The following is a 24,402-nucleotide window of genomic DNA, read 5'->3' as shown; positions in this document are numbered from 1 at the left end:
AAGGGCCGCAAGATTAACTGCATCTTGCGGCCCTTTTAAAATTGTTAAGAGCTTTCCTTCACCATAAATTTATCATTCTTCACCAGCACTGCTTTAATTTTCCGATAAGTATAATCTTCGGGCAAAGCCTCTTTCAGCTCTTTTAATCCAGTTGCATCCATTTCTTCATGTTTGGATAAAACGGCGTCTTCTTCCTCCGTATTAAAAAATAAGCTCCAATTAAGCGTATACCCTTTCTGGGAGGCCTGAAAGATATGCGACTCTATCGTTCGTTCTTTTAAATCACGTATAGAAGCAATTTCGCGAATCGTTTTCCCTTTTTGCAGAAGCTCATATGATATTTGGTAAGATGGCCGGTCATCGGCATCTTTGGCTTTTCCTGCTTTTTGATAATGAATCGCTGTAGGGGCTTTGTAATCGGGATTTTGTTCTTTCCAATCTGCAACAGCTTCCAGGAAAGCTTCTCCGTATAGTTCGTATTTCTTTTGGCCTACGCCTTTTAACCGCAAGAATGCATCTTTATCCTCTGGAAGATAGCGGGCTATTTCTTTTAATGTCATATCTGAAAATAAAACATAAGGAGGCAGGTTAAGCTCCTGAGACATCGTTCTTCTTAATTGGCGCAACACTTCAAATAGATCTGCGCTGTAATCTGTTTCGCTGACACGGGGCACGTCCTGGATAAACATTGTTACCTTTTCTTTTCCGGTCAGGATATCCATTGATTTCTGGTTCAATTTTAAAGTGGGAAATTGTCCCTCTTCTGCGGATAAATATTCTTCCGCGATTAAAAAGTGGATTCTTTCTGTGATTTCCTTTTCAGTATATTTGGATAAAATACCATAAGTAGACAATTTTGATAAACCGAACTGCACCAGCTTTTTATCTTTGGAACCTTTTAAGACTTTAGCTGTCATGGAAGCCCCGAAACGTTCCCGCATCCGCTTTACACAGGATAGAATCATTTGTGCTTCTTCGGTAATATCCTCTAATTCTCCCTGTTTCAGGCAATTGCTGCAACGCCCGCAGGACACAGAAGCAGAACCGGAGTCCATTTGGAAGTAATTCAAAATATAACGGTATAAGCAATTTTGTGTCCGGCAGTAATTCACCATCTTGTTCAATTTATGATATTCCCGCTGCATGCCTTCTTCATCTAAGTCAGATTTCTCAATCAGGAATTTTTGCGTATGAATATCTTGCGGGGAAAACAATAATACACAATTACTAGGCTCTCCATCACGTCCTGCTCTGCCAGCTTCCTGATAGTACGACTCCATATTCATCGGGATAGCATAATGGATAATGAAGCGGACATTGGATTTATCAATGCCCATTCCGAATGCAGTGGTAGCAACCATCAACTCAGCCTGGTCATAAATAAATGCCGTTTGTGCAGCTTGTCTTTCTTTTTCGGATAAACCGCCATGGTATTTGGAAACAGCATAACCTTTCTCTTTTAGGACATCATAGACATATTCCACCTGCTTCCGCGTGGCCGCATAAATAATACCGACTTCTCCTTGATGTTTTTTCAGATAGGAAAGAATATAATCTATTTTGTTTACTCCTTTTTCAATAAAAAAGGAAAGGTTTTTTCTTTCAAAACCGGTATGTACGGTATTTACCGGTTGGATATGCAAAAGGGTCTGAATATCATCAATGACTTCGGGAGTAGCTGTGGCTGTCAGTCCCATCAAAACCGGATTACCGCCAATTTCTTGAAGGGTCGGGACAACAGAACGATAGCTCGGGCGGAAATCATGTCCCCATTGAGAAATACAATGTGCTTCATCAAAAGCAATTAATGAAATATGTGTTTGTTGCAAAGCATGAACAAAAGCATCGGATTCAAACCGTTCTGGAGCAACATAAACAAATTGATACCTGTTTTGTCGCATATCCATAAGGCGCTGATATTGCTCAGCTGCGGAAATGGAGCTGTTAATGTAAGTTGCGGCTACACCCAGTGCATGTAATCCGTCAACTTGATCCTTCATCAGGGAAATAAGCGGCGATATAATAATTGCTGTTCCATTCATCGCAATTCCAGGAACTTGATAGCAAAGGGATTTACCGCCGCCTGTAGGCATCACAGCAAGCGTATTTTGACATTGGTCAATATGATCAATAACCTCGGCCTGCCCGGGACGAAAATTGGAATAACCGAAGTAATTTTGTAAAATATGTAAGTGTTTTTCCATAGGTAAAGCTCCCTTTTAACAGTGAATTGGGACGGTAACGAATCATCCCGTCGGAAAAATAAGTGTTTTAATACTTAACTATATAACTTGAAATTAATATTTTCCTTCCTGACACTCGCTACGGAAAAACACTACGCTTTCCATGGGCTTGTCCTCAGCCTCCTCGAAAAAGAAGACCGCTTTTTCTGCGGGGTCTTCCCACTACGCTTTCCCATAGGAGTCTCCGTGTTTTTCCTTCGCTAGTTATGATGCTTAATTCTAAAATAAATGGCTTCATTTTTTAGCACAAAAGACAGATTTATTAATTCAATTTATATATACAGAAAATCATGCGTACGTCATTATACTCTACCTACCATCCTAGAATGTTTTATCTGGAAAGTAAAGTAAGAAAAAATCAAAAACCCCTGTAAAAACACTGCCATAAAAGGAATGATTCCAGGAGTGATATATTTTTTTCTATATATGACATCATATGAATTTACATTTTCTCGCTACATCTATAAAATGTGCTATATCTTTTTGAAAAGGAGGGGGATATATGGTTCCTTCTTTACTCTTTGAATTCATGCTAATTGGTTTATTAGGTGTCGCCTCTCAATGGTTTGCATGGCGTTTTCGTATGCCGGCAATCGTTGTAATGGCGGTGACAGGACTGCTTATTGGTCCAGTTTTTGGATTAATTAACCCAGAACAGGATTTCGGAAATGTGTACAGTCCGCTAATTTCTGTTGCTGTAGCTATAATATTATTTGAAGGAAGTTTAAATTTAAATTTCCGGGAATTACGTGGAATTGGAAGACCTGTTTTTCGAATTTCTACGATAGGTGCATTTATTGCATGGATTTTAGGATCGCTGACGGCACATTATGTTGCTGGGCTGTCCTGGGCGGTTGCTTTTGTCATTGGCGGTTTATTCGTCGTAACCGGGCCGACCGTCATTATGCCGCTATTACGTCAGGCAAAATTAAAAGCACGTCCTGCAAAGGTTTTGAAATGGGAAGGAATTATTGTTGACCCTATCGGTGCATTGCTTGCTGTATTCGCTTTTGAAATTATTACATTTATGACAGCAGCTAATCCAGATGTATCTCAAATCCTGTTGTTTTTTGCAGGGTCTATTTTTGCTGTCTTTTTAGGATGGGCATTAGGACGCGGACTTGGCTGGATGTTTGAGATGGGGCATGTCCCGGAATTTTTAAAATCTCCTACAGTCGTCGTCGTTGTTTTGTTCTGTTTTACAATTGCAGATGTCGTCATGCATGAGACGGGGCTTTTATCTGTAACGGCGATGGGGATTACGCTAGCAAATATGGGCATTAGTTCTGTTTCTGATATGCGTCACTTTAAGGAAAATATATCTGTATTGCTGACATCGACTATTTTTATTATGTTGACTGCTTCCTTGGAAGTGGATACGATTATACAGATTTTTAATCCGCATATTATCGGTTATGTGCTATTGATGATGTTTGCTGTTCGTCCGCTGTCTATTTTCTTATCAACCATTGGTACAAAACTCAGCTTCAATGAAAAATTATTGGTTGGCTGGATTGCACCGCGGGGGATTGTAGCATTAACTGTTTCCGGGTATTTTGCAGGTGTCTTGACAGAGGCTGGCTATGAAGATGCTTCCATTTTAACGGCGCTGACCTTTGCACTGGTTATTTTCACAGTTGTCGCACATGGCTTTTCAATCGGTTGGCTTTCTAAAAAGTTAAACTTGTCAAATAAAGGTAACCCTGGCGCACTGATTGTCGGAAGCAATCCATTTACAGTGCAATTAGCTAAATCATTGAAAGAAGCAAACTATCCGTCCATTATTGTTGATTCTTCATGGGAAAATCTTTCCCTGGCAAGAAATGAAGGCTTGGATTTTTATCATGGAAGTATGTTGTCAGAGCAGACAGAGCATCATTTGGATACCATTCCATATGAATATTTATTAACGCTAACGCATGACAAAGCTTATAATTCATTGTTATGCACAACATTTATTCCTGAATATGGAAGGACGAATGTATTTAAAGTCAGTCCATTCACAACTTTTGAAGATAACGGATATTCATCAGGTTTGGTATCGCAAGTAGGCGGCCGGATTCTGTTTAATAAGAAATTCTCTCTGGAGGATTTAATTGAAAAAGCAGAGAATGGATTTACTGTCAGACAAACAACACTGAGCAATAAATTTACATTTAAAGACTATAAACAGTCTAAAGATCCAGAAACAGTATATTTATTCTTAATCAAACCTTCTGGCCAACTGAAATTTTTCTCTGAAGAAATGCGTACCGTACCCGCAGCCGGAGATAAAATTGTCAGCTTGACCAAAGAAAAAGAAACAGACAGCAATGCTGGTGAAGAATAAACTAATCAAAAAGACCCGCGAAATCAATATGCGGGTCTTTTTTGATTAGTTATGTTGCTCCAATTCTTTTCTTATTTCCGCAATTTCCTCTTCTAAACGGACCAATTGCGCTTCTGCAGAGGAGACACGCCCTTTAACGAATTCTAGCTTATCTAAATCCCCTTGGATTCGTGTATAATCTGACTTTAATTCATCTAATTTTTGTTCCAGTTCGCCTTTTGTTTGCAAGAAAACTCCTCCTTAAATTAAAGCATCGTCCTTACTACTCTTGGAATCTGCATAGGTTTGATAAAAATGAACGACAATCGTACGGATAACTGCATATATAGGAATAGCAAATATAATTCCTAAAAACCCGGCAATACTGCCTGCAGCTAAAATGGCCGTAATAACTGTTAATGGATGTAAACTGAGTGTTTGTCCCATCACATTTGGTGTAATCAGGTTACTTTCAATTTGCTGAGCAACAAGCATAATAATCGAAACCCATAATAAGTTCATCGGATCTTGAAATCCGCCGACTAATAAAGCCGGTGCAACTGCAATAAAAGGACCTAAAAATGGTATGACATTCATCAGCATTCCAAATAATGCAAGTACGACGGCATATTCTAACCCAATAGCTAAATAACCAATTAATAATAAAATGCCGACAGCAAAACTCACTAACAACTGCCCTTGAATAAAGGAGGACAATACATGGTTAATTTTACTTAGTAACCCATGCAGATTAGCTGCTTTCTTTTTGCTGAAAAATTGCAGTATAAATGGTACAAGTTTCTCTCCGTCTTTCAACATAAAGAAGAGGAAGAACGGAATCAGGATAATACCGGCAACAATGCTGACTAATTGGCCGATGAAGGTGCCTAAAAATCCAAAAACATTGTTTAAGACGCTCTCAATATGTCCGGGAATGTCATTTGCAAAGTTGTTGATGGCATTGATAACTTGATCCGGCACAAGCGCAATATTACTTTGCCAGTAATTAATCCATCCTTCAACCATATTAACCATTCCTGGAATACTTTCCATCAGGCGTTCAAACTGATCGCGGGCAATTGGCCAAATAAATAAAATAAATAATGCAATCGCACCGATAATTACCAGGAACACAAGAAATATGGATAAAATTTTCGGTATTTTCATTTTTAAAAACAGATTCATCACCGGCCTGGTCAGGTAATAAAGAATACCTGCACCAATAATTGGAAGCGCTACGGAACCAATTAATTGCAGAACAGGTGTGAAAATGAAATGAGTTATGGAAATGAGAAAAATTAATGTAAATAAGCAGATGAAAAAGATAAAAAATTGAAACCAACGTTTCTGCGTCATTCAATCACACTACTTTCTTTCTATTGATATGGTTTATTTTACATTAACCGAAAAAAGAAATCTATAAACATCTTTAGTAAATTTTTGAATAAAACTGCCGGTGTACTAGAAGTAGAGGTCGTACCAAAGTTGTATGCCGTGAATAACAAGCTGCTTGAAAAAAGTATTGACAAAGTTCATAAATAAGGTTTTAATGAAGTATACTTTATTAACGGAATAGAATATTTCCTGAAGGGGAGTAGCTGTACACGTAAAGTCGTCATTACGAGATGTTCTTATCTCCGGCTTTATGTGGCAACCGGGATGTTGTTAGCGAGACCTTTACCGAGTGCAGGTAGAGGTCTATTTTTATGGCCTTTTCTGCAAAAAACATGTAGAAAAGGAGAAAACATCATGGGAACAGAATTATTACTTGAGTATTTATGGGTCTTGCTGGTTTTAGTTGCATTAGAAGGCTTATTAGCAGCTGATAATGCTCTTGTTCTAGCAATTATGGTAAGACACCTTCCTGAAAAACAAAGGAAAAAAGCATTATTTTATGGATTGGCGGGGGCATTTGTATTTCGTTTTGCTTCACTGTTTGTGATCTCGCTGCTTGTTGAGTTCTGGTTAGTGCAGGCATTTGGTGCCTTCTATCTATTAGCTATTTCTGCAAAAAATCTCTATGACCGATTTAAAAAGAAAGAACCGGATAAGCCGGAAACCCAAAGGCAAACCAAAGAAAAAGCGGCTGCAGGAGAAAATCAAGTGGCTGAACAAGCTTCAAGAAAACAATTTTGGCTGACTGTTTTGAAGGTGGAACTTGCAGATATCGCCTTTGCTGTCGATTCCATTTTAGCGGCAGTTGCCTTAGCAGTCGCATTACCTCCAACCGGTTTTGGCGAAATGGGAAGCTTGGACACAGGCCAATTCGCTGTTATATTTGCCGGGGGAATGATTGGTTTGATTATTATGCGGTTTGCTGCGAATATCTTTGTCGGTCTTTTGCATAAACGGCCGACATTGGAAATAGCTGCCTTTCTGATTGTTGGCTGGGTCGGCGTAAAACTGGCTGTCATGGTATTAGCAAATCCGGATTTAGCCATTATTCCGGAGCATTTCCCTCACTCTAACGCCTGGAAAATTTCTTTCTATGTGATTCTAGTAGGAATTGCGCTGACCGGCTGGTTCGCATCCAGTCCAAACCTAAAAAGAAATAAAGAACCATCCAGATAAACTATGAAAAAGTTGTGCTGCAATCCATATGGTTCAGCACAACTTTTTTCTTTTGAGATGAAAACTCAACTTTCACATTTTAAAAGTAACTTTCTTTCCATAGGAACAGAAGTTGGTCGTTTCTTCCATACATTTGCTGACAAAGATGAGAAGGTAAAGTGTAAGGCTACCGCTGCGGCGGACTGTTTTGCTTTCCGACGTACAACGGTTTTGATGGGGCGAGTAAGCGCAGCCCCAGCTCCAGTGGGAAGACCCCGCAGGAAAAAGGGAATTTCTTTTTTTACCCGCGGGGCACGACGGACACGACGTCCTAGTATCGACGTTGGTCACAAGACGTGACCGTTCTTAGTCGATGAAAGAGCGACTTTAGCTCTGTCTACGCCTGACTGCTTGCCAATCGCTAAGCCTCCTTTAGCGAGGAGGAGTGAGATCAGGGCCCATGGAAAGCGGAGGGCTTGGCCGGAGCGGAAGCTGTACACCGTACCCTGTTCAAAAAAAAGAAGGAGGCTTTAATGAAAAGCAAGCATGATGTTTATGTTCATCCTGAAACAGCAAGGTTTATATGCTTCTTCTCAGGTAGCAAAAGTTGAGCTTAAAAGATTCAATTTTTTGTAAAAACCTATTTGATACGTCATAATAAGGAAAAAGAAAAATGGAAAAACAGGAGTGATTCGGATGACATTACACCACTTTCATTTAAAAGGCGAATGGCAAGGTGGACGTAACAGTGAAGGCTATATAGATGCGGGAAATTTACAGACCCAAATATCTATCCCTCCGGAAATGGACGGTCCTGGTATTGGCACAAATCCCGATGAAATGCTGCTTGGAGCGGCCGCTACATGTTATATTATTTCATTGGCAGCCATGCTTGAACGATCTGAAATTCCGGTTGCTGCGATGGGAATAACTTCTGAAGGAATGGTAGACGTAACGGAAGGGATTTTCACATATGAAAAAATTATTCATCGTCCCAATATAACATTAAACAAAGAAGTAAATGAAAAGCAAATGCGTTTAACGAGCAAGTATATTGAAAAGGCAGAGAAAGCATGTATGATTTCAAGGGCTTTAGAAGGAAATGTTCAAATAGAGGTTATTCCTGTTGTGCAAGTAGAAGAATAAGCAATTATCATTAGCAGAGATGAATCATCCTGTTAACATAACTTCTAGTGAAGCATGATTTCATTATGTTACATTTTTGCGGTACACTAACAAAATGATTACAAAACGATAAAAATTAGTCTTTAGGGAAGATTTTTTAAATAGAAATGGGTAAAGTAGAGTATGTGACATAAAATGTAACTTCATTTATGCTTATGAAAACATGTGTATAGATAAGAGGGATACGATGGAACGAAATGCATTCTTTGATAATGCGAAAGTATTTTTAATTTTCCTCGTTGTTTTTGGTCATTTGATTCAGCCTTTTATCAGTGATTCAAAGTCGACGGAAGCAATTTATATATGGATATATACCTTTCACATGCCAGCATTTATTTTATTGGCTGGGTTCTTTGCGAAAGGTTCAGGAAATAAAAAATATATATGGAACTTAATGAAGAAGTTAATCATTCCGTATTTTATTTTTCAGACGTTATATACGATATATTATTTCTTCATAGGTAAAGCAGATTGGCAGACAGGGGTTTTCTACCCGCAATGGTCTCTCTGGTTTCTGTTTAGTCTGTTCAGCTGGCATATTCTGCTTGTACTGTTCAAAAAAATTCCGGCAGGCTGGAGTATTACGTTGTCGATATTTATAGGAATTATTGTCGGTTATTTTGGAGAAATCGGGCATTCATTCAGTTTATCAAGAACTTTTGTGTTTTTCCCGTTCTTTTTAATCGGCTACTGGTTAACCGTTAATCAGGTGATGCTGGTAAAAACGCGTAAAGTAAAACTGGCTTCCATTGCTGTGATGGTAACGATGTTTGCGCTCATTTATGTATTTCCGGTAATAGATACCGGCTGGCTGCTTGCTTCCAAATCTTATAGCAGTTTAGGTGTGGAAAGCTTTGGAGGCCTGGTTCGGTTATTTGTTTATGTGATTGCAGCTGTAATGACCGTCAGTATCTTAGCATGGATCCCTAAACGAAATATGGGCTGGATAACCAAACTTGGAACAAGAACACTCTATGTTTACCTGCTCCATGGATTTATTATTCAATTTCTGCGTGAATTTGACTTATTAGCGGTAAATCACTGGTTTGACGTTGTCGGCATTGCCGGACTGGCAGCGCTGATTGTCGTTATGCTGTCCAGTAAACCTGTTTTAACCATCTCCCAACCGTTTATTGAGGGAAGTCTGGCAAAAATCAAGTCCTTCTTTAATCATCGGCATAAGGGAACATCTTCTTAAAATCAGTTGCTATAGAAAAATGCGGAGCTCCTTTTTCGGACTCCGCATTTTTAATATCTTATTTACTCAACTTACGCACTTTAAAAAGTAACTTCCCTCCCACAGGAACAGGGGTCGATCGTTTCTTCTATACATCTGTTGACAAAGGTTAGCAGATAAGGTGTAAGGTCGACCGCTGCGGCGGACCGTTTTGCTTTCCGACGTACAACTCTTTTCGATGGGGCGAGTAAGCGCAGCCCCAGGACGTACTAGTGCAGACGTTGCAACAACGGTTTTAATGGGGTGAGTAATCGCAACCCCAGGACGTTGCGACTTTAGTCTGCCTAGGGGCACGCTCTTCAGCTAACTTTTGCCAAGAAGATCGCTTGGCAAAAGTGGATCTTCAGAGGGTGCTGATCCCTCAGGAGTCAAAACGGTCCGCCTCCGCTAGTGGGATGTTCTATGCATGAAATAGCTGAATAAATAAACGTAGATCAGACAGAACACATTTTTCGTGGTGCATGGTAAAAATGTTCTGCAATCAGTTGTGCATACAAACTATGCTCGATATGAACGATCCATGCTGTCATGATTTAAACTGCTAAATCAACCATTGGAAATACCAGAATGATTGATTTAGCTGATTAGCGATTATTTCATCTCATTTCATCAGGATGTTATTTCTTCCAAATGCTGTAGCATCCTATCAGAGCGCAGGCCAACCATGTAGACTCTCATGGAAAGCGAAGGGCTTGGCCGGAGCGGAAGCTATACAGCCTATCTTGTTCAAAAATACAAGGATGCTCTAAAGAAAAGCAAGCATGATAATAGAAATCATGTTCATCCTGGTACAGCAAGAGTTATATGCGTATTCTTAGGTGCGAAAGTCGAGTTATTTAAAATAAAATATGGGCAATAATCGTGATAATTGGAAGCGTAATGACAGTACGCATTAAAAAGATAATAACTAGGTGACGGAAGGCTACAGGAATTTTTGTCCCTAAAATCAATCCGCCAACTTCGGACATGAAAATAAGCTGTGTCACCGATAATGCGGCGATAATAAATCTTGTTATTTCTGCCTCGACCCCTGTAATTAAAATAGCAGGGAGGAACATGTCTGCAAAGCCGATTAACAGCGTTTCAGATGCCTCTTGAGCAAACGGAATTTGCATCAGCTCTAAAATAGGAACAAACGGCATTCCGAGCCACTGGAATAAAGGTGTATATTCTGCAATAATGACAGCAATTGTTCCGAAAGCCATCACAACCGGAGTGACAGCAAACCACATATCCAAAATATTTTTTCCGCCATCTACAAAGAAGGTACGGAAACTTGTTTCTTTCTCTGCTCGTTTAACAGCATTTTTAAATCCGAAAGTAAATACATTATCAGAAGCAGGGATGATTTCATCTTCGCTTCTTTCTTTGCCATTTATATAGGTGTTAGACATTCTGGATAGCGGCGGAATACGCGGCATGATAAAAGCTGCAACTCCCCCTGCAATCAAGATAGTAAAATAAAACGGTAAAAACATGGCATCTAAATTTACTTCTTGTAAAATAACTAATGAAAACGTAATTGATACAACAGAGAAGGTTGTACTGATAATAGCTGCTTCCCGTTTGGTATAATGGCCTTCTTCATATTGTTTATTTGTCAGCAAGACACCGATTGTGGCATCGCCAACCCAAGAAGCCAAGCTGTCTACCGAAGCTCTGCCCGGAAGACGGAATAAAGGCCGCATGATTTTTCGCATAATACCGCCAAAAAACTCCAGCAATCCAAAGTTGGTTAAAAATGGAAGGAACAGGCCGGCAAACAAGAATGTAGCAAATAATGTATGCAACAGGCTGTCCAACAGCATACCGCCAGTGTCTTCACTATAAACAAATTCCGGTCCAATCTGGAAATACACCATGACGGCAAAAACAGCAGCTAATATACGTGTGATTGTCCAGAACCATGTTGTATATAATAAATGATGCAGAAATGGAAATTTACGGAAAGATGATGCACCAGCTAATTTGGCGAAAATGGTACCTGCAGCAGTTAATATAATGACAATCATCATGATTAGGGACAGATGATTGTCCAAAGTACTTTGTAACAGTTCCGCTAAAAAGGCAATAGGTATGGTAAAGCCGTCTTCTGTCGGTAATGGATATAAGAAAAGAAATAAACCGATGAGAGACGGAATAATAAATTTTATAATATGGCGAAAGGAATAAGGTTCCATTAATTTTCCTCCTCAAAACAAACTAAAATATATGACTGTATGATTATACAATTGAACGTAATTTTATTCAATAGGAAATATGAGACAATGATTGAATATAGTATGTATCGGGTACATAAAATTATAGCAGTAAAAAATAGATGCCAAAATCATTTACGTGGCAGCGAAATGTTTTATATAATAAAATAACAGGAAAGGCTGGTTTTATTCTATGCAAATAAAAAATGAATAGAACTTTCTTATTTCACGCATTGTAAAGGTGAAAGGTTCATCCCATGTCAAGCGGACCATCATAAAAGCATACTATTAGGAGGTATAAATGATGAGTGATTATTTACGAAAAGGATTTTTACTGGGATTAGGCGCTGCAGTAAGCGGAAAAGAAAAATTTGAACAAAAAGTAAAAGAATTAGTAGAAAAAAATGAATTAACACAGGAACAGGCAAGAACTGTTTTAGATAATTTTATGGAAAAAGGCAGCAGCAAAAAAGATGAATGGGATGAAAAAAGCAGAGAGAAGAAGAAAGATCTGGCAAGAGAAACCGGCATTGCAACAACAGAAGAAATTGATGAATTACAGGCCAGAGTAAGTGTGCTTGAAGAAAAGCTGGGAGTTTCTTCAGAAGAAAATGAAGCAGAAGTATCCGCAGAAAAAGAATAGGAAGTTGACGAAAGAGCAAGACGCTTATCCTGATTAAGGAAGTGTTTTGCTCTTTTTAAACGGGAAAGGAGAAAATCCAAATGGCTCATATTCACGGTGCTGTCGTTGATAATCAAACGAGGTGTACGCATTATCATCATCTCCATGATATTATTGCTATTCAATTTAAATGCTGTCATAAATATTATTCATGCTATCAGTGTCATCAGGAATTTGAAAATCATGACATCGCTGTATGGGAAAAACACGAATTTGATACCTTAGCAGTATTATGCGGCGTTTGTAAAACAGAACACACAATTAATCAATATTTGAACACAAATCAATGCTTGCATTGTAAATCTCTGTTTAACGAGGGCTGTAAATACCATTATCATTTGTATTTTGATTATGCAGCTGTTTGTGACAAATCATAGGCAGATACGTTTTTTTCTTCACAAACAGCTTGTCATTTTATCATTTTTCCGTTAGTATCTTATGTAAGTACCTGGTACTAATTATGAAAAAAGGAAGAGAAACATGTATTATACAGCTGCATATCTATTAAAAGTAATATTAAGTATCTTTGGACGAGTCAACGTATTTCAGAAAGAAAAACTTCCGAAATCTGACGGATATATTATTGCATGTACACATACAGGATGGGTTGATATTTTGTGGTTAGGCGTCAGCTTATTGCCGACAAAAGTTCACTACATGGCGAAAAAGGAACTATTTCAGTCCGGTCCTTTAGGGTGGCTTATGAAAAAATTGAATGCCTTTCCCGTAGATCGGGATAACCCAGGACCCAGCACCATTAAAGTACCGCGTAAACTTTTAAAAGATGGAAACATTATTGGTATTTTTCCCAGTGGTACGAGAACAACCAATCAGGTCCCATTAAAACGCGGAGCTGTTACGATTGCTGCTTACAGCAAGGCACCGATTGTTCCGGCAGCTTATGTTGGGCCAAATAATTTTAAAGAACTTATTCGGTTTAAAAAACCAAAAATTATTTTTGGAGATCCCATCTATTTGTCGGAGAACATCCCTCGAAAAGAGGCAATGGAAGAGATGATGGGAGTAATGAATGACGAGCTGTATGCTTTACAAGCCACTTTAGAAGACAAAATTTGAAATATTCTCCTATTGAAGATAAAAAAAGACAATGCTATAATAACTCTATCATTTACTGCACAGTATAGGTATAGGAGGAGTTTTCAAGAATGAAAAACTTTTTTCATCTTTATCATCAAACGTCTACACAACTAGGAAGGGAACTAGAAGAAGCTGAGATTACGTTTTTGAAATGGATGTATGAACGCTATACAGTGGAGGAAATATCAAGAAGAAAAGTAATGGAAAATCGTATATCAAGATAAAGAGCAGAAAGGCGAACATCGTCTAAAGCTCTTTTTTTATGAGGTGAGAAAGGCTATCTATCGCATGAATATGCTATAATGCATAGTGGATGCTACATAAAGGAGGGGTTACATGGCTGTAAGCAATGAAATAATCATTAATAAAATGATTCGTGAGCTGGAAGAAGCCAGAACAAAAGCCCATCAGCAAGATCAGGTCAAAAAACATATGGAGAATATCCATTTATTAAGTGAACTATTTATCTCAGGAAGTGCTGTTTCCGATATAGAAGACCAAAGGATGGAACCGGTGCAGGTAAACATGGCGGAAACAGAAGAAACGATTTCAGAAGCGGAAATGAAAGCAATGCTCGGCAAGCAGTCCACTGGAAAAGCAGACACGTCAGAGAAGAAATTACGTGAAGGTGACGCCAATGGAGATTCGATATTCGATTTTTAGGCTATACAAGGGTAAGGGAATAATACTTTTTGAAAACAAGTACCTAAATAAGATATAAGCATGATTGGAGATGAGGAATGATGAAATTATTTTTAATCATTGGAGCTGTCTTAGGCTTTTTGGCAGTTGCTTTTGGGGCCTTTGCAGCCCATGGTCTGGAAGGAAGATTATCCGAAAATGCCTTAACAAATTGGGGAAAAGCGGTAGATTATCAAATGTTCCATACGGTGGCCATTGTTGCTGTGGCACTTCTTTTAGGAAGATTTGAGGGAAGCAGCCTGTTTGCATCGAGCGGCTGGCTGTTTTTAGCAGGTGTTGTCCTATTTTCAGGAAGTTTATACCTGTATGCTTTAACCGGAGTCAAAACGCTTGCGATGATCACTCCATTTGGAGGACTGTCCTTTTTAGTAGGCTGGGTTTTATTAGGAATCGGAGCAATGAAATTACTATAAAGTCATGCGTTTTAGCCTTTGCATTACATTGTTTGAGGTTAAAACGCTTTTCATTTCAAGTAAAAGAAAAGCGAAGTTATAAATAAAAACAGCAACATTGCCCGGAGTGCCTGTTTGATTCCATCCGAACCTCTGCGGGTATGAAGCAGAATCAAAGCATGGCTAAACATGCTGCCGATAAACAGATAACAAGCAAGAAATAAAAAGAGCACCCATCCTGTTATCCAGGCAAGAACACCGATAAACAGTCCGGCAATCATCGCAAGGACTTCCATGCGTATGAATTTTTCCAGGGGATGTTTCATTGTCATCTCCTCACAATACGGTTAATGAGTTATGTAAGAAAAGCGTAGACAACAAGGGGTGTCTACGCTCTATTCTTTGCTTCAAATTATTATCTGGAGTTACAGCTGGCTCATTACTGCTGATTACTAAACGGGTAATCATAATTAATTTCTTCATCGAACAAAACATAATCTAAATAGACCATCAACAATAAGAAACGCCGGTTGGAATTTTCCTCTCGGATGAGAATGTGATCCCGTCCAGCCTCTTCAATATATCCGCGGAATGCGGTCGGCTCTTGGCCTTCAAATGTCAGATAAAAGGTACCCAGTTTTCCGCGGTTCAGACGTAAGATATTTTCAATATACGATTGCTGATTGACAAACTGAGCGGCATTCGCGCCATTTCCTCCATTCCCCCCATTCCCGTTGTTTGGCAGGGGGTATTGTCTATATGGATAAGCTGGATAAAAACTTCCCGTTGTTGCAGGATAGTAATAGTATGGATTCGGGTAGGCCGGCTGTTGATTATTTATCGGCTGATTCGGATTTATTTGATCACTCATTATTCCACTCTCCTTTTCGATAAAGAAACGCATTTTATTTCCCCAAAAACCTTTCTACCGGTATGTGACAGAACATTTTCCTTTGACCATATTACTGGCCAGAACAAGCTCCTTCAGACATAAAACCAAAGCAAATTCGAAGCTGGATAAGTTAATAAATGCCCGCTTCATCATGAGCAACAATTGCCATAGATCAACCTCATTTCTTGAAAAAATCTTCAGTGTAAGCTCATTAATGATATGTATGTAGGAGAGAGTATCTTCATGATACATTTTTGTATAAAAAAAGAGACCTTTTACAGTCTCTTTTTAATAAGCATTATGATAATGCGAGATAATCACCGAGTTCATCGGTTGCTAAGTAATTCCCCATGATGAAGTCACCAAACTCGGCATATTTTGTTGTTACTTCATCAAAGCGCATTTCATAAACAATTTTTTTAAATTGTAACGGGTCATGAGCAAATAAGGTAACGCCCCATTCCCATTCGTCCAGACCAATGGATCCGGTAATGATTTCTTTGACTTTCCCGGCATATTGACGTCCGGTCATGCCATGCTCATAAAGTAAACGGGTGCGTTCCTCTTTATCAATTGTAAACCAGTTTGCGTCAGAATCACGGCGTCTGGACATTGGGTAGAAACAAGCGTGCTCCCATTTTGGCATGGTTGGTTTTAAACGTTCTTTAACGTAGGGGGAAAGTTCCCGGTCATCGCCGGCTTTCATCGGGTCATGCATCGTCATTTCAATAATAGACACATAGGAATAGCCCGGAATTAAGAAATCACCTAAAACAGTTTTATTAATAGCTGTTTTGATTTCTTCCAGCTCGTCCATGGTTTCACGTAAGAAAATAAACATCAGGTCAGCCTTATTGCCAACAACTTTGAAGATATTATGGCTGCCTTCTTTATTTTCTTCTACGGTTTCCCATTGTTTGATAAGTTCTTGAAACTCATTTATCGCTTGATTTCTTTCGTCTTCAGAGATGGATTTCCAAGCTGTCCAATCAAAATGACGTGTGTCATGTAATGCGGACCAGCCGTCTACAGTTACTACAGGTTCTGCCATCGTTTATACACTCCTTCATAAATGAAATTCGGACTCTATATCAACTATAGCATAACCAAAGGGTGGGAATCATATAAAAAACGGCACAAAATCATGTTATCTCTTGTATTGTCAAGGGTTTGTCAAAATTGGAAAAGATTCAAAGAAGCATCTTAAAAATCAGCAGATACTGCTGGCTGGCTGAGGGGAACAAGTGTAATCCTTTTCATTGTTTGTTCAGGGTTCAAGGCTTTATTTGTACGGTTAAATAAGATATTATGAAAGAGAATAGGAAGGTAGAATAAACCGTTTTTTAAGCAAAAATCAGCAACGATTCATGAAATGTTTCAACGATACGAGGAGGTTTCATCATGGGATTATTTGAACAATTAACAGAAAAAGTAAAAAGAAATAACAAACGCATTGTATTTCCTGAAGGTTTGGATGAGCGTGTACTGACAGCAGCTGGACGATTAGCTGAAGACGGTGTGCTGACACCTGTTGTCATTGGTAATAAACAGGAAGTGGAAAAGAAAGCTGCTGATCATCATATACAAACAGATGGACTGGAAATTGTTGATCCTGCAAACGATGAAGGCTTTCAAGAAATGGTAGATGCTTTTGTAGAAAGAAGAAAAGGGAAAGCTACGGAAGAAGGTGCGAAAAAAATACTGTTAGATGAAAATTATTTTGGTACCATGCTGGTTTATTTAAATAAAGCAGACGGTCTTGTCAGCGGTGCTGCGCATTCCACAGCGGATACAGTGCGCCCGGCACTGCAAATTATTAAGACCAAAGATGGCGTGCAGAAAACTTCCGGCGTCTTCATTATGGTGAAAGGAGAAGAAAAGTATGTCTTTGCGGATTGTGCCATCAATATTACGCCCGACAGCAATGATTTAGCAGAAATTGCAGTAGAGAGTGCTAAAACAGGTTCTTTATTTGATGTCGATCCTCGTGTTGCCATGCTTAGCTTCTCAACTGCCGGTTCTGCGAAATCACCGGAGACAGAAAAGGTGACGGATGCTTTAAGCCTGGCAAAAGAAAAAGATCCATCTCTGGTTATTGACGGAGAATTTCAATTTGATGCAGCATTTGTGCCGAGCGTTGCAGAGAAAAAAGCACCCGATTCCGTGATTCAAGGAGATGCCAATGTATTTGTATTCCCAAGTCTGGAAGCGGGGAATATTGGCTATAAAATTGCACAGCGCTTGGGCGGTTTTGAAGCAGTAGGTCCGGTTCTGCAAGGATTGAACAAACCGGTCAATGATTTATCCAGAGGCTGCAGCGCAGAAGATGTGTACAACCTGGCATTGATTACAGCAGCCCAAGCAACAGCAGAATAATTCAAGTGTAAAAAACCAGCCTGATCAGATGCATTAACTGCGTCAGGCTGGTTTTTATACATTTGGAACATTCTATTATAAATGTTCATTCCGTTTTATCATTTGCTGATACCTTTTATCAAAATGCTTTTGCTCTGTTTCTTGCATTGGGATGGTAATCATTTCTTCCGTTAAACCCTCTAGCGTATTTACGACCCGTTGTTTCGCTTCTTCCACGGTTAAAGATACGCCCAATAATTCAGAGAGAGAAGCCATCACATCTGGATTCACCTCGGGGTAAGTAAACGTTGTTTCTTTATTTTGCTTTGCAATATGGTAAAAATCTCGGATTAAAGAAGCACGCGCTTGGCTGTTTCCTTCAATGTCTAAATAGATTTGTACGGAAATTCCTTTTTTGACACGGCGTTGTGAAATTCCAGCAAACTTTTTCCCGTCAATACTTAAATCGTAATCTCCTGGGCAGTAAGAACCCACAATTTCATAAGCTTCAATAGCGTCGGTTACATCCGCAAACATGGCTTGCACAAAGCGGACCATGGCCTCGTAACAGTCATAGATCGACAACTTGTCTGCTCCAGGGATAATAAGGGAAATATTGAGCACACCCTCATCCAGTGCAACGGCGAGCCCTCCCGAATTACGAACAATTCCCCGGTGATGATTTTTATCAAGAAAAGCCATTCCATCCGTGATATGAGGGAGACGAGAATCCGGAATACCTAAAACAATGGTATCTGCATGTACCCATAAACGGACAACAGGAGGCGACGTTTCCTCACTGACCGATATAGCCAGTGCATCATCTACAGCGAAGGAGGCGAGGGCTGTATTCGGTTTACCTGCAACTGTATTTTCTGTCGAGTGGTCTATATATCGAAATGTGTTGTGGCGAATAATTTCTTTCCAATTTTTCATCTGTACTATCCTAAACCTTTCATCAGTTTCCTAACTATATTATAATATAATTAAAGCATATATGGAAAAAAGCATAAAACGTTTCATCAAAGACAGACAGAAATAGATGAAATATGTTCCGAAAAAGGCAGAGGATTTTTTTCGGAATGGACGGATGGAGATAAAGAAATGGCATATAAAGATGAACAATTAACAGAAGAAAAGGTATTTAAAGATCCGGTTCACCGGTACATCCATGTGCGCGACCGAGTCATCTGGGATTTGATTGCTACACCGGAATTTCAGAGACTGCGCCGGGTAAAACAGCTGGGTACGACCAATTTGACTTTTCATGGAGCAGAGCACAGCCGTTTTAGTCATTCCTTAGGAGTCTATGAAATTGTCAGAAGGATTACTGCTAATTTTGCAGACTGGGAAAGGTGGGACAGGGAGCAGCGTGTGCTGTGTCTTTGTGCTGCTTTATTACATGATTTAGGTCATGGGCCGTTCTCCCATTCTTTTGAGAAAGTGTTTAAGTTGGACCATGAGCAGTTTACACAGCAGATTATTCTAGGAGACACAAAGGTTAATGCCGTTTTACAAAAAGTATCTGCTGATTTTCCGAAGAAAGTAGCAGAAGTGATTGCCAAAACGTATTCGGACAAGCTTGTGGTAAGCTTGATATCCAGCCAAATTGATGCGGACCGTATGGATTACCTGCAGCGGGATGCTTATTTTACTGGAGTGAGTTATGGCCATTTTGACATGGAACGAATTTTGCGTGTGATGCGGCCGATGGATGATCAGGTTGTCATCAAATCAACTGGCATGCATGCAGTCGAGGACTATATTATGAGCCGCTATCAAATGTACTGGCAGGTTTATTTTCACCCTGTCACGCGAAGTGCAGAGGTTATTTTGTCCAAAATCTTCCAACGGGCAAAGAGATTACATGAAGATGGGACCTATCAATTCCAGCAGGAGCCGACACACTTTATTTCTTTTTTTGAAGAAAAGGTGAAGCTTTCCGATTATTTGAAGCTGGATGATATGATTGTATACTATTATTTTCAGCAATGGCAGGAAGAAAAGGACGAGATATTAGCTGATTTAAGCTACCGGTTTATTAATCGGCATTTATTTAAATATGTGGAATATAATCCTGACCCGCAGATTAATGCAGGCATGGAACTTTACCAGCTGTTTAAAAAGGCAGGAATTAATCCAGATTATTATTTAGTAGTAGATTCCTCATCTGATTTGCCGTATGATTTTTACCGGCCTGGCGAAGAGGAAGAACGCCTGCCCATTCATCTTTTAATGCCGGATGGCGGTTTGAAAGAGTTATCCCGTCATTCGGATATTGTCGAGTCGATTTCCGGTAAAAAACGAACGGATCATAAATTATATTTTCCTAAGGACAGCATTCAGCGGATAGAAGATACGGATTTGAAGAAACGTATTTTAGATATATTGTACGGGAAGGAATGACTATTTGTGTTAGACAATCATGCGAAACTGCTCTATTTTTTCTCTCAAGCCAAACAAGTGACAGGAAGAAAGAAGTTACAAAAAATGATTTATATTTTGCAGCAAAACCGTGTTCCCTTTGAAGAGAAATACCAATTCCATTTTTATGGACCTTATTCAGAGGAATTAACTTTACGCGTGGAGGAGCTTTGTAACTTACATTTTCTACATGAGGAAAAGGAAGAGAAAAGCAACTACCATCAATATCATTACACGATGACGGAGGACGGCCAAACTTTTTTAAACCAATTTGAAGTGAACATGCCGGATATACAAGATCAAATCAATGATTTACAACATTGCAGTGCCCGCTTTTTGGAGCTGGTCTCGACGATGTTATATTTCTCGTATTTGTCAAAAGAGGAAATCATTGATAAGGTGCATACTGTAAAGGCGAAGTTGAAATATACCGAGGAAGAAATGGATGAAGCATTCCGTTTTGTTGAGGGACTGCAGCATAAGTCTTCTCACTAAAAAAGCTGTTTAGTACGTGATAGAATGAAAACAAGTCTAAATGAGGCCAGGAGGGGAATACAATGACAGATGAAAATAAAAAGAAGAATACGTTTACAATTATAAAAGATGACTCTACCGATGGGCATGGCGGTTATGGAGCTGGAACAGTCAGCCTTGAAAACATGTCCTCGATTATTGTAGATCCGAATGAAGAAAAAGCATATGTTGATATGGATGCCATGCATGCGAGAAGTTCTGTAGAGCGCCGCGTGAAATGGATAAGAGATCGAGAGGAAGTTCAGGGCGGAAAACTTTATTGGATCGTCTGGGTAACGGTGGAAAAAGGAGAAGATGGTCCTTACTATGCTGGCGTTGCTGGCAGTGAAATCCGCGTAAACCGGGAAATTAAACGGGCTTATAAATCCATGGCAGAACATGTGAAGCATATGGAGAAATCGTTAAAAGGAAAAATCATTGTGGAGCATATGGATGACCCTTCCAAAAAATTATTAGGCGATTTCTTAAAAGAATTTAAACCAGAAATGTGGGAAAACTCAACGCAAGAGCTGAAGGAGCAATTAGATATCTAAATTGTGAATGAATTATGAACATATTTAGAAATTCTTGTACTTTACGTAAATCCTTTGTACACTATGAGTACATGGACTGAACTCATGTTTACTAGGACAAAAAAGCGGTCCGTATCGATCAATTCGATACGGACCGCTTTTTTGTGCTTGTCTAGGAAACTATAAAATTAATTGCTTGTGGATAACTGGTTACAGATAAATGGCCACGTCCAGCTCCAAGCGCCAAAAACTAGGAGCCAACACGTGAGTGCCCTACGATAAGTCATCATCGGTTCGTCACCTCACCGTGATTCCTTTATCTCAGTTACGCCGCTCCAGTCTCTACGTTTTTAAGCAGGCGCTTTGCGCTTTTGTTCTGCTAAAATAAGGAATCATACCATTTTTCCAGAATCCCTTTGTCTTCTGTATTTTCTATGTCCTCATCCCGCTGGTCGACATCTTCGTTATGGCAGTACCCAATCGGTTCGGTGCCTTTTTCATAAAACATAATCCTGCTTTTTTCACAATGGGTATCTGCTCGTAAACCACTGGCAGGGTCAATAGGCAGTCCAACTACCCCGGAAGGCATCGGGAAAACATTTTTGCCGTCTTCGTCAATATTCTCCATATAACGTGCCCATATCTCTTTCGAAAAAGCCGTTTCAGATACATTTGTCATTTCCCGGTGGTCATCGTACCCGACCCATATTCCGGTAGATATTACCGGGCTGTAGCCAACCATCCAGCTGTCAAAATCCGTCGTTCCGGATTTCCCGGCATAAATATCAGACAACTGGCTTTGCAGGCTTGCCCCGGTTACGCTGGTATAGCTGTTTAATGTTTCATCAAACATGCCGGTAAGAAGCTGGGTCAGTATAAAAGCTTTCTTTTCGTCCAGGACAGGTTTTCCTTCTTGCTTGGTATGTGTGTAAAGTGTTTTTCCATCTGCGTCCGTTATTTTTTCAATAAGATAGGGTGTGACTGCTTTGCCGCCATTGGCCAGCCGTGCATAAGCATTGGTAAGTTCAACGACAGAAACAGAAGAAGTTCCGAGTGCCAGGGAAGGGACATTCTTTAAATCACTTTCAATCCCGAATTTTTCAGCTGTTTTTAAAAACCGCTCTCCGCCAACATAAAGAGCCGTTTTGACAGCATAAATATTATCCGATAAAGCAATTGCTTCCGCAAGCGTAATGGGCGCATCTGCATAATAACTGTTGAAATTACTTGGTTTGTAAGTAGAACCGTCTTCCAGTTCAAATGTTGTTGCTTCACTGGTTAATGTCGTGCTGGGTGTATAGCCATTTTCCAATGCCGCATAATACAAAATCGGCTTGAAACTAGATCCAGGCATCCGTTTGGCATCCATGGCCCGGTTATAACTGCTCTTTTGATAATCGGTTCCGCCTAACATGGCTGCAATTTCCCCGGTCTGCGGGACAATAGAAATACCGGCTGCTTCTAGGTCACTTTCTTCATCTATGGTCCTGGAAGCTGCAAGTTCCATTTCTTGCTGGTAAGCGCTATGCAGCGTTGTATGAAGCTGGTAACCGCCCAGCTTGATTTCTTCTACATCCTTATCCAAAATGGCAGCTGCTTCTTTTAATGCTTCCTCCTTAAAAAAAGATGCTTCATCTTCTGCTGGTTCTTCCTGCTGATACGATAATGTTTCATCTATTGCAGCTGCGTACTCTTTCTCGGTAATCATTTCATTTTCGAGCATTCTCTTAAGAATAAGATGTTGTCTGTTCGTCGCATTTTCTAAATGATTAAGTGGCGAGTAGTAAGTTGGGCCTTTTGGAATTCCTGCCAGCATACTCGCTTCTGCTAAAGTTAACTGATAAGCGGGTTTTCCAAAGAAATAATTGCTGGCTGCTTCAATCCCGTGGGCTCCATGTCCGTAATAAATGGTATTCATATAACCTTCTAAAATTTCTTCCTTGGAATAAAACATTTCTAAACGAATCGCATAGAAAGCTTCTTGCAACTTGCGTGACCACGTTTTGTCTGCCGATAAATAAAGGTTTCTGGCGTATTGCTGTGTAATCGTGCTGGCCCCCTCTTTTAAAGAGCCGGAAATAACATTATTCCATAATGATTTCGCAATACGGAAGAAATCCAATCCATGATGATCAAAAAAACGATTATCTTCAATCACCATCGTTGCCTGAATCGCTGAATCATCGATATCTTCTAAAGAAACCCACTCATAAGAATCTCCGAACGTATCTTCAATCACCTCTCCATCCCGGTCATAATAGACAGCAGGTGTTTGCTTGCTGAGACTCGGGGGCCCCATGAGATAGGCTAACAAATAGATAGCTAATACACCGGCGATAATCAACAATACAATACCGCCGAGGAATTTATAGATTAGACGCATCTCTTTTAATGATTTCATCCTTTATCTTCTCCAAAATAAATATGTCTTTTCAAAATGATGTTACTGGAGCTTTATTCTCTTTATTTATTATGGAAAAAGAAAGGCTTTTATAAACGTATAAGTTTTTAGGTAGCAAGAGTATTGCTTATCATGGTGTTTTAAAGATATAATAAAAACACTATAATTATAAAAATGGAAACATATTAAAGGAGCACTTATGCAACAGCAATCGGAACAAGTCAATATAAAGCTGCAGACATCGATTTATGATGTGGATTCTGGTGAGCAGGAAACACAGGAACAAACCTTTACAGGAGAATGGATGAAAAAAGGCAATATCGATGTGCTGAAATATGAAGAAACAAATGAAGAAGCAGGAACCATTCAAAATACCGTGATGATACGACCGGAACGTGTTTCCATCAAGCGTACAGGGGCCATCCGAATGAACCAGCAATTTCAATTAGGCCAAAAAACGGAAAATATCTATCAGCATATGCATGGCAATATGCATATGGAAACTTATTCGGAATCTATTACATTTCAAGAAGACACCATGCCACGCGTGCTTAATATAAAATATACAATGGTAATAAATGGACAAATGGAACGCAAGCATCAGCTCAAGCTTCAATTTTCAACAAAATAAGCAAGGATTTTCCCCTATATTGTCGTGTTCCTTAAACGATCTACGGGGATTGAAATAA

The 24,402-nt window shown here is 39.5% G+C and carries 24 protein-coding genes; 15 read left to right on the top strand and 9 right to left on the bottom strand.

From position 1 onward, the window contains the following. Nucleotides 1–44: 44 nt before the first annotated feature. On the bottom strand, nucleotides 45–2,204 hold the full coding sequence (recQ, locus tag ACFQ19_RS00970) for a DNA helicase RecQ (protein WP_379590020.1): 2,160 nt from the start codon (nucleotides 2,202–2,204) through the stop codon (nucleotides 45–47). Nucleotides 2,205–2,745: 541 nt separating this feature from the next. Here recQ and ACFQ19_RS00965 point away from each other — a divergent pair. Beyond that, on the top strand, nucleotides 2,746–4,572 hold the full coding sequence (locus ACFQ19_RS00965; protein ID WP_379590019.1) for a cation:proton antiporter: 1,827 nt from the start codon (nucleotides 2,746–2,748) through the stop codon (nucleotides 4,570–4,572). 45 nt (nucleotides 4,573–4,617) lie between these two features. Here the strand turns inward: ACFQ19_RS00965 and ACFQ19_RS00960 are convergent, their stop codons facing one another. Beyond that, nucleotides 4,618–4,800, bottom strand: coding sequence for an SE1832 family protein (locus tag ACFQ19_RS00960; RefSeq protein WP_379590017.1), 183 nt, complete (start codon nucleotides 4,798–4,800; stop codon nucleotides 4,618–4,620). Between the two features lie 12 nt (nucleotides 4,801–4,812). Next, nucleotides 4,813–5,907, bottom strand: a complete 1,095-nt coding sequence (locus tag ACFQ19_RS00955; RefSeq protein WP_379590016.1) for an AI-2E family transporter — start codon at nucleotides 5,905–5,907, stop codon at nucleotides 4,813–4,815. A 393-nt stretch (nucleotides 5,908–6,300) separates the two neighbouring features. Here ACFQ19_RS00955 and ACFQ19_RS00950 point away from each other — a divergent pair, with 393 nt between their 5' ends. The 3 genes from ACFQ19_RS00950 (at nucleotide 6,301) to ACFQ19_RS00940 (ending at nucleotide 9,484) form a co-directional block, all read left to right on the top strand. Then, nucleotides 6,301–7,122: a TerC family protein gene (locus ACFQ19_RS00950; RefSeq protein WP_379590015.1), complete on the top strand. Its 822-nt coding sequence runs from the start codon at nucleotides 6,301–6,303 to the stop codon at nucleotides 7,120–7,122. A gap of 675 nt (nucleotides 7,123–7,797) precedes the next feature. Beyond that, nucleotides 7,798–8,247: an OsmC family protein gene (locus tag ACFQ19_RS00945; protein WP_379590014.1), complete on the top strand. Its 450-nt coding sequence runs from the start codon at nucleotides 7,798–7,800 to the stop codon at nucleotides 8,245–8,247. A 226-nt stretch (nucleotides 8,248–8,473) separates the two neighbouring features. Then, entirely contained in the window at nucleotides 8,474–9,484 is a 1,011-nt protein-coding gene (locus ACFQ19_RS00940; protein WP_379590012.1) for an acyltransferase family protein, read from the top strand. 875 nt (nucleotides 9,485–10,359) lie between these two features. On the opposite strand, the gene ACFQ19_RS00935 is transcribed toward ACFQ19_RS00940, so the two are convergent. Further along, nucleotides 10,360–11,703, bottom strand: coding sequence for a YjiH family protein (locus ACFQ19_RS00935; RefSeq protein WP_379590010.1), 1,344 nt, complete (start codon nucleotides 11,701–11,703; stop codon nucleotides 10,360–10,362). Between the two features lie 322 nt (nucleotides 11,704–12,025). Here ACFQ19_RS00935 and ACFQ19_RS00930 point away from each other — a divergent pair, with 322 nt between their 5' ends. The 6 genes from ACFQ19_RS00930 (at nucleotide 12,026) to ACFQ19_RS00905 (ending at nucleotide 14,616) form a co-directional block, all read left to right on the top strand. Beyond that, complete coding sequence (locus ACFQ19_RS00930) at nucleotides 12,026–12,364, top strand: phasin family protein (protein ID WP_379590008.1); 339 nt, start codon at nucleotides 12,026–12,028, stop codon at nucleotides 12,362–12,364. A gap of 80 nt (nucleotides 12,365–12,444) precedes the next feature. Beyond that, nucleotides 12,445–12,780 carry a CHY zinc finger protein gene (locus ACFQ19_RS00925; RefSeq protein ID WP_379590007.1) on the top strand — a complete coding sequence of 112 codons (336 nt, stop codon included), beginning with the start codon at nucleotides 12,445–12,447 and terminating at the stop codon, nucleotides 12,778–12,780. A gap of 103 nt (nucleotides 12,781–12,883) precedes the next feature. Beyond that, nucleotides 12,884–13,480 carry a lysophospholipid acyltransferase family protein gene (locus tag ACFQ19_RS00920; RefSeq protein ID WP_379590006.1) on the top strand — a complete coding sequence of 199 codons (597 nt, stop codon included), beginning with the start codon at nucleotides 12,884–12,886 and terminating at the stop codon, nucleotides 13,478–13,480. 89 nt (nucleotides 13,481–13,569) lie between these two features. Next, nucleotides 13,570–13,725 carry a hypothetical protein gene (locus ACFQ19_RS00915; protein ID WP_379590004.1) on the top strand — a complete coding sequence of 52 codons (156 nt, stop codon included), beginning with the start codon at nucleotides 13,570–13,572 and terminating at the stop codon, nucleotides 13,723–13,725. Between the two features lie 112 nt (nucleotides 13,726–13,837). Beyond that, a complete protein-coding gene (locus ACFQ19_RS00910) occupies nucleotides 13,838–14,164 on the top strand; it encodes a YwdI family protein (RefSeq protein WP_379590003.1) in 327 nt (108 codons plus the stop codon). A gap of 80 nt (nucleotides 14,165–14,244) precedes the next feature. Next, nucleotides 14,245–14,616: a DUF423 domain-containing protein gene (locus ACFQ19_RS00905; protein WP_379590300.1), complete on the top strand. Its 372-nt coding sequence runs from the start codon at nucleotides 14,245–14,247 to the stop codon at nucleotides 14,614–14,616. A 50-nt stretch (nucleotides 14,617–14,666) separates the two neighbouring features. On the opposite strand, the gene ACFQ19_RS00900 is transcribed toward ACFQ19_RS00905, so the two are convergent. The 3 genes from ACFQ19_RS00900 to hemQ form a co-directional block, all read right to left on the bottom strand. After that, entirely contained in the window at nucleotides 14,667–14,921 is a 255-nt protein-coding gene (locus ACFQ19_RS00900) for a hypothetical protein (RefSeq protein ID WP_379590001.1), read from the bottom strand. 113 nt (nucleotides 14,922–15,034) lie between these two features. Next, the gene (gerQ, locus tag ACFQ19_RS00895) at nucleotides 15,035–15,466 is read right to left on the bottom strand and encodes a spore coat protein GerQ (protein ID WP_379590000.1); all 432 of its coding nucleotides are present in this window, start codon (nucleotides 15,464–15,466) and stop codon (nucleotides 15,035–15,037) included. Nucleotides 15,467–15,785: 319 nt separating this feature from the next. Further along, nucleotides 15,786–16,538: a hydrogen peroxide-dependent heme synthase gene (hemQ, locus tag ACFQ19_RS00890; protein ID WP_379589999.1), complete on the bottom strand. Its 753-nt coding sequence runs from the start codon at nucleotides 16,536–16,538 to the stop codon at nucleotides 15,786–15,788. Between the two features lie 350 nt (nucleotides 16,539–16,888). Between hemQ and pta the strand changes: the two genes are divergently transcribed. Next, nucleotides 16,889–17,863, top strand: coding sequence for a phosphate acetyltransferase (gene pta / locus ACFQ19_RS00885; protein ID WP_379589998.1), 975 nt, complete (start codon nucleotides 16,889–16,891; stop codon nucleotides 17,861–17,863). A 75-nt stretch (nucleotides 17,864–17,938) separates the two neighbouring features. Here the strand turns inward: pta and ACFQ19_RS00880 are convergent, their stop codons facing one another. Then, nucleotides 17,939–18,778 (bottom strand): lipoate--protein ligase family protein, encoded by an 840-nt coding sequence (locus tag ACFQ19_RS00880; RefSeq protein WP_379589997.1) that lies wholly within the window; start codon nucleotides 18,776–18,778, stop codon nucleotides 17,939–17,941. Nucleotides 18,779–18,946: 168 nt separating this feature from the next. Between ACFQ19_RS00880 and ACFQ19_RS00875 the strand changes: the two genes are divergently transcribed. The 3 genes from ACFQ19_RS00875 to ACFQ19_RS00865 all read left to right on the top strand — a co-directional run bounded on the left by ACFQ19_RS00875 (nucleotide 18,947) and on the right by ACFQ19_RS00865 (nucleotide 21,333). Further along, nucleotides 18,947–20,248 carry an HD domain-containing protein gene (locus ACFQ19_RS00875; protein ID WP_379589995.1) on the top strand — a complete coding sequence of 434 codons (1,302 nt, stop codon included), beginning with the start codon at nucleotides 18,947–18,949 and terminating at the stop codon, nucleotides 20,246–20,248. Between the two features lie 6 nt (nucleotides 20,249–20,254). Continuing rightward, nucleotides 20,255–20,761, top strand: a complete 507-nt coding sequence (locus tag ACFQ19_RS00870; protein WP_379589994.1) for a YwgA family protein — start codon at nucleotides 20,255–20,257, stop codon at nucleotides 20,759–20,761. A 62-nt stretch (nucleotides 20,762–20,823) separates the two neighbouring features. Beyond that, nucleotides 20,824–21,333 carry a YwhD family protein gene (locus tag ACFQ19_RS00865; protein ID WP_379589993.1) on the top strand — a complete coding sequence of 170 codons (510 nt, stop codon included), beginning with the start codon at nucleotides 20,824–20,826 and terminating at the stop codon, nucleotides 21,331–21,333. A 358-nt stretch (nucleotides 21,334–21,691) separates the two neighbouring features. Here the strand turns inward: ACFQ19_RS00865 and ACFQ19_RS00860 are convergent, their stop codons facing one another. Next, nucleotides 21,692–23,713: a transglycosylase domain-containing protein gene (locus ACFQ19_RS00860; protein WP_379589992.1), complete on the bottom strand. Its 2,022-nt coding sequence runs from the start codon at nucleotides 23,711–23,713 to the stop codon at nucleotides 21,692–21,694. 199 nt (nucleotides 23,714–23,912) lie between these two features. On the opposite strand from ACFQ19_RS00860, the gene ACFQ19_RS00855 reads away from it, so the two are divergent. Beyond that, a complete protein-coding gene (locus ACFQ19_RS00855) occupies nucleotides 23,913–24,344 on the top strand; it encodes a DUF1934 domain-containing protein (RefSeq protein ID WP_379589991.1) in 432 nt (143 codons plus the stop codon). Nucleotides 24,345–24,402: the final 58 nt, after the last annotated feature.

Origin of the sequence: Oceanobacillus locisalsi (genome assembly GCF_042675985.1) — a bacterium.
Classification (GTDB): Bacteria; Bacillota; Bacilli; order Bacillales; family Amphibacillaceae; genus Oceanobacillus; species Oceanobacillus locisalsi.
Note: the sequence above shows the minus strand (reverse complement) of the source record. Positions and strands in the feature narration are given on the sequence as shown.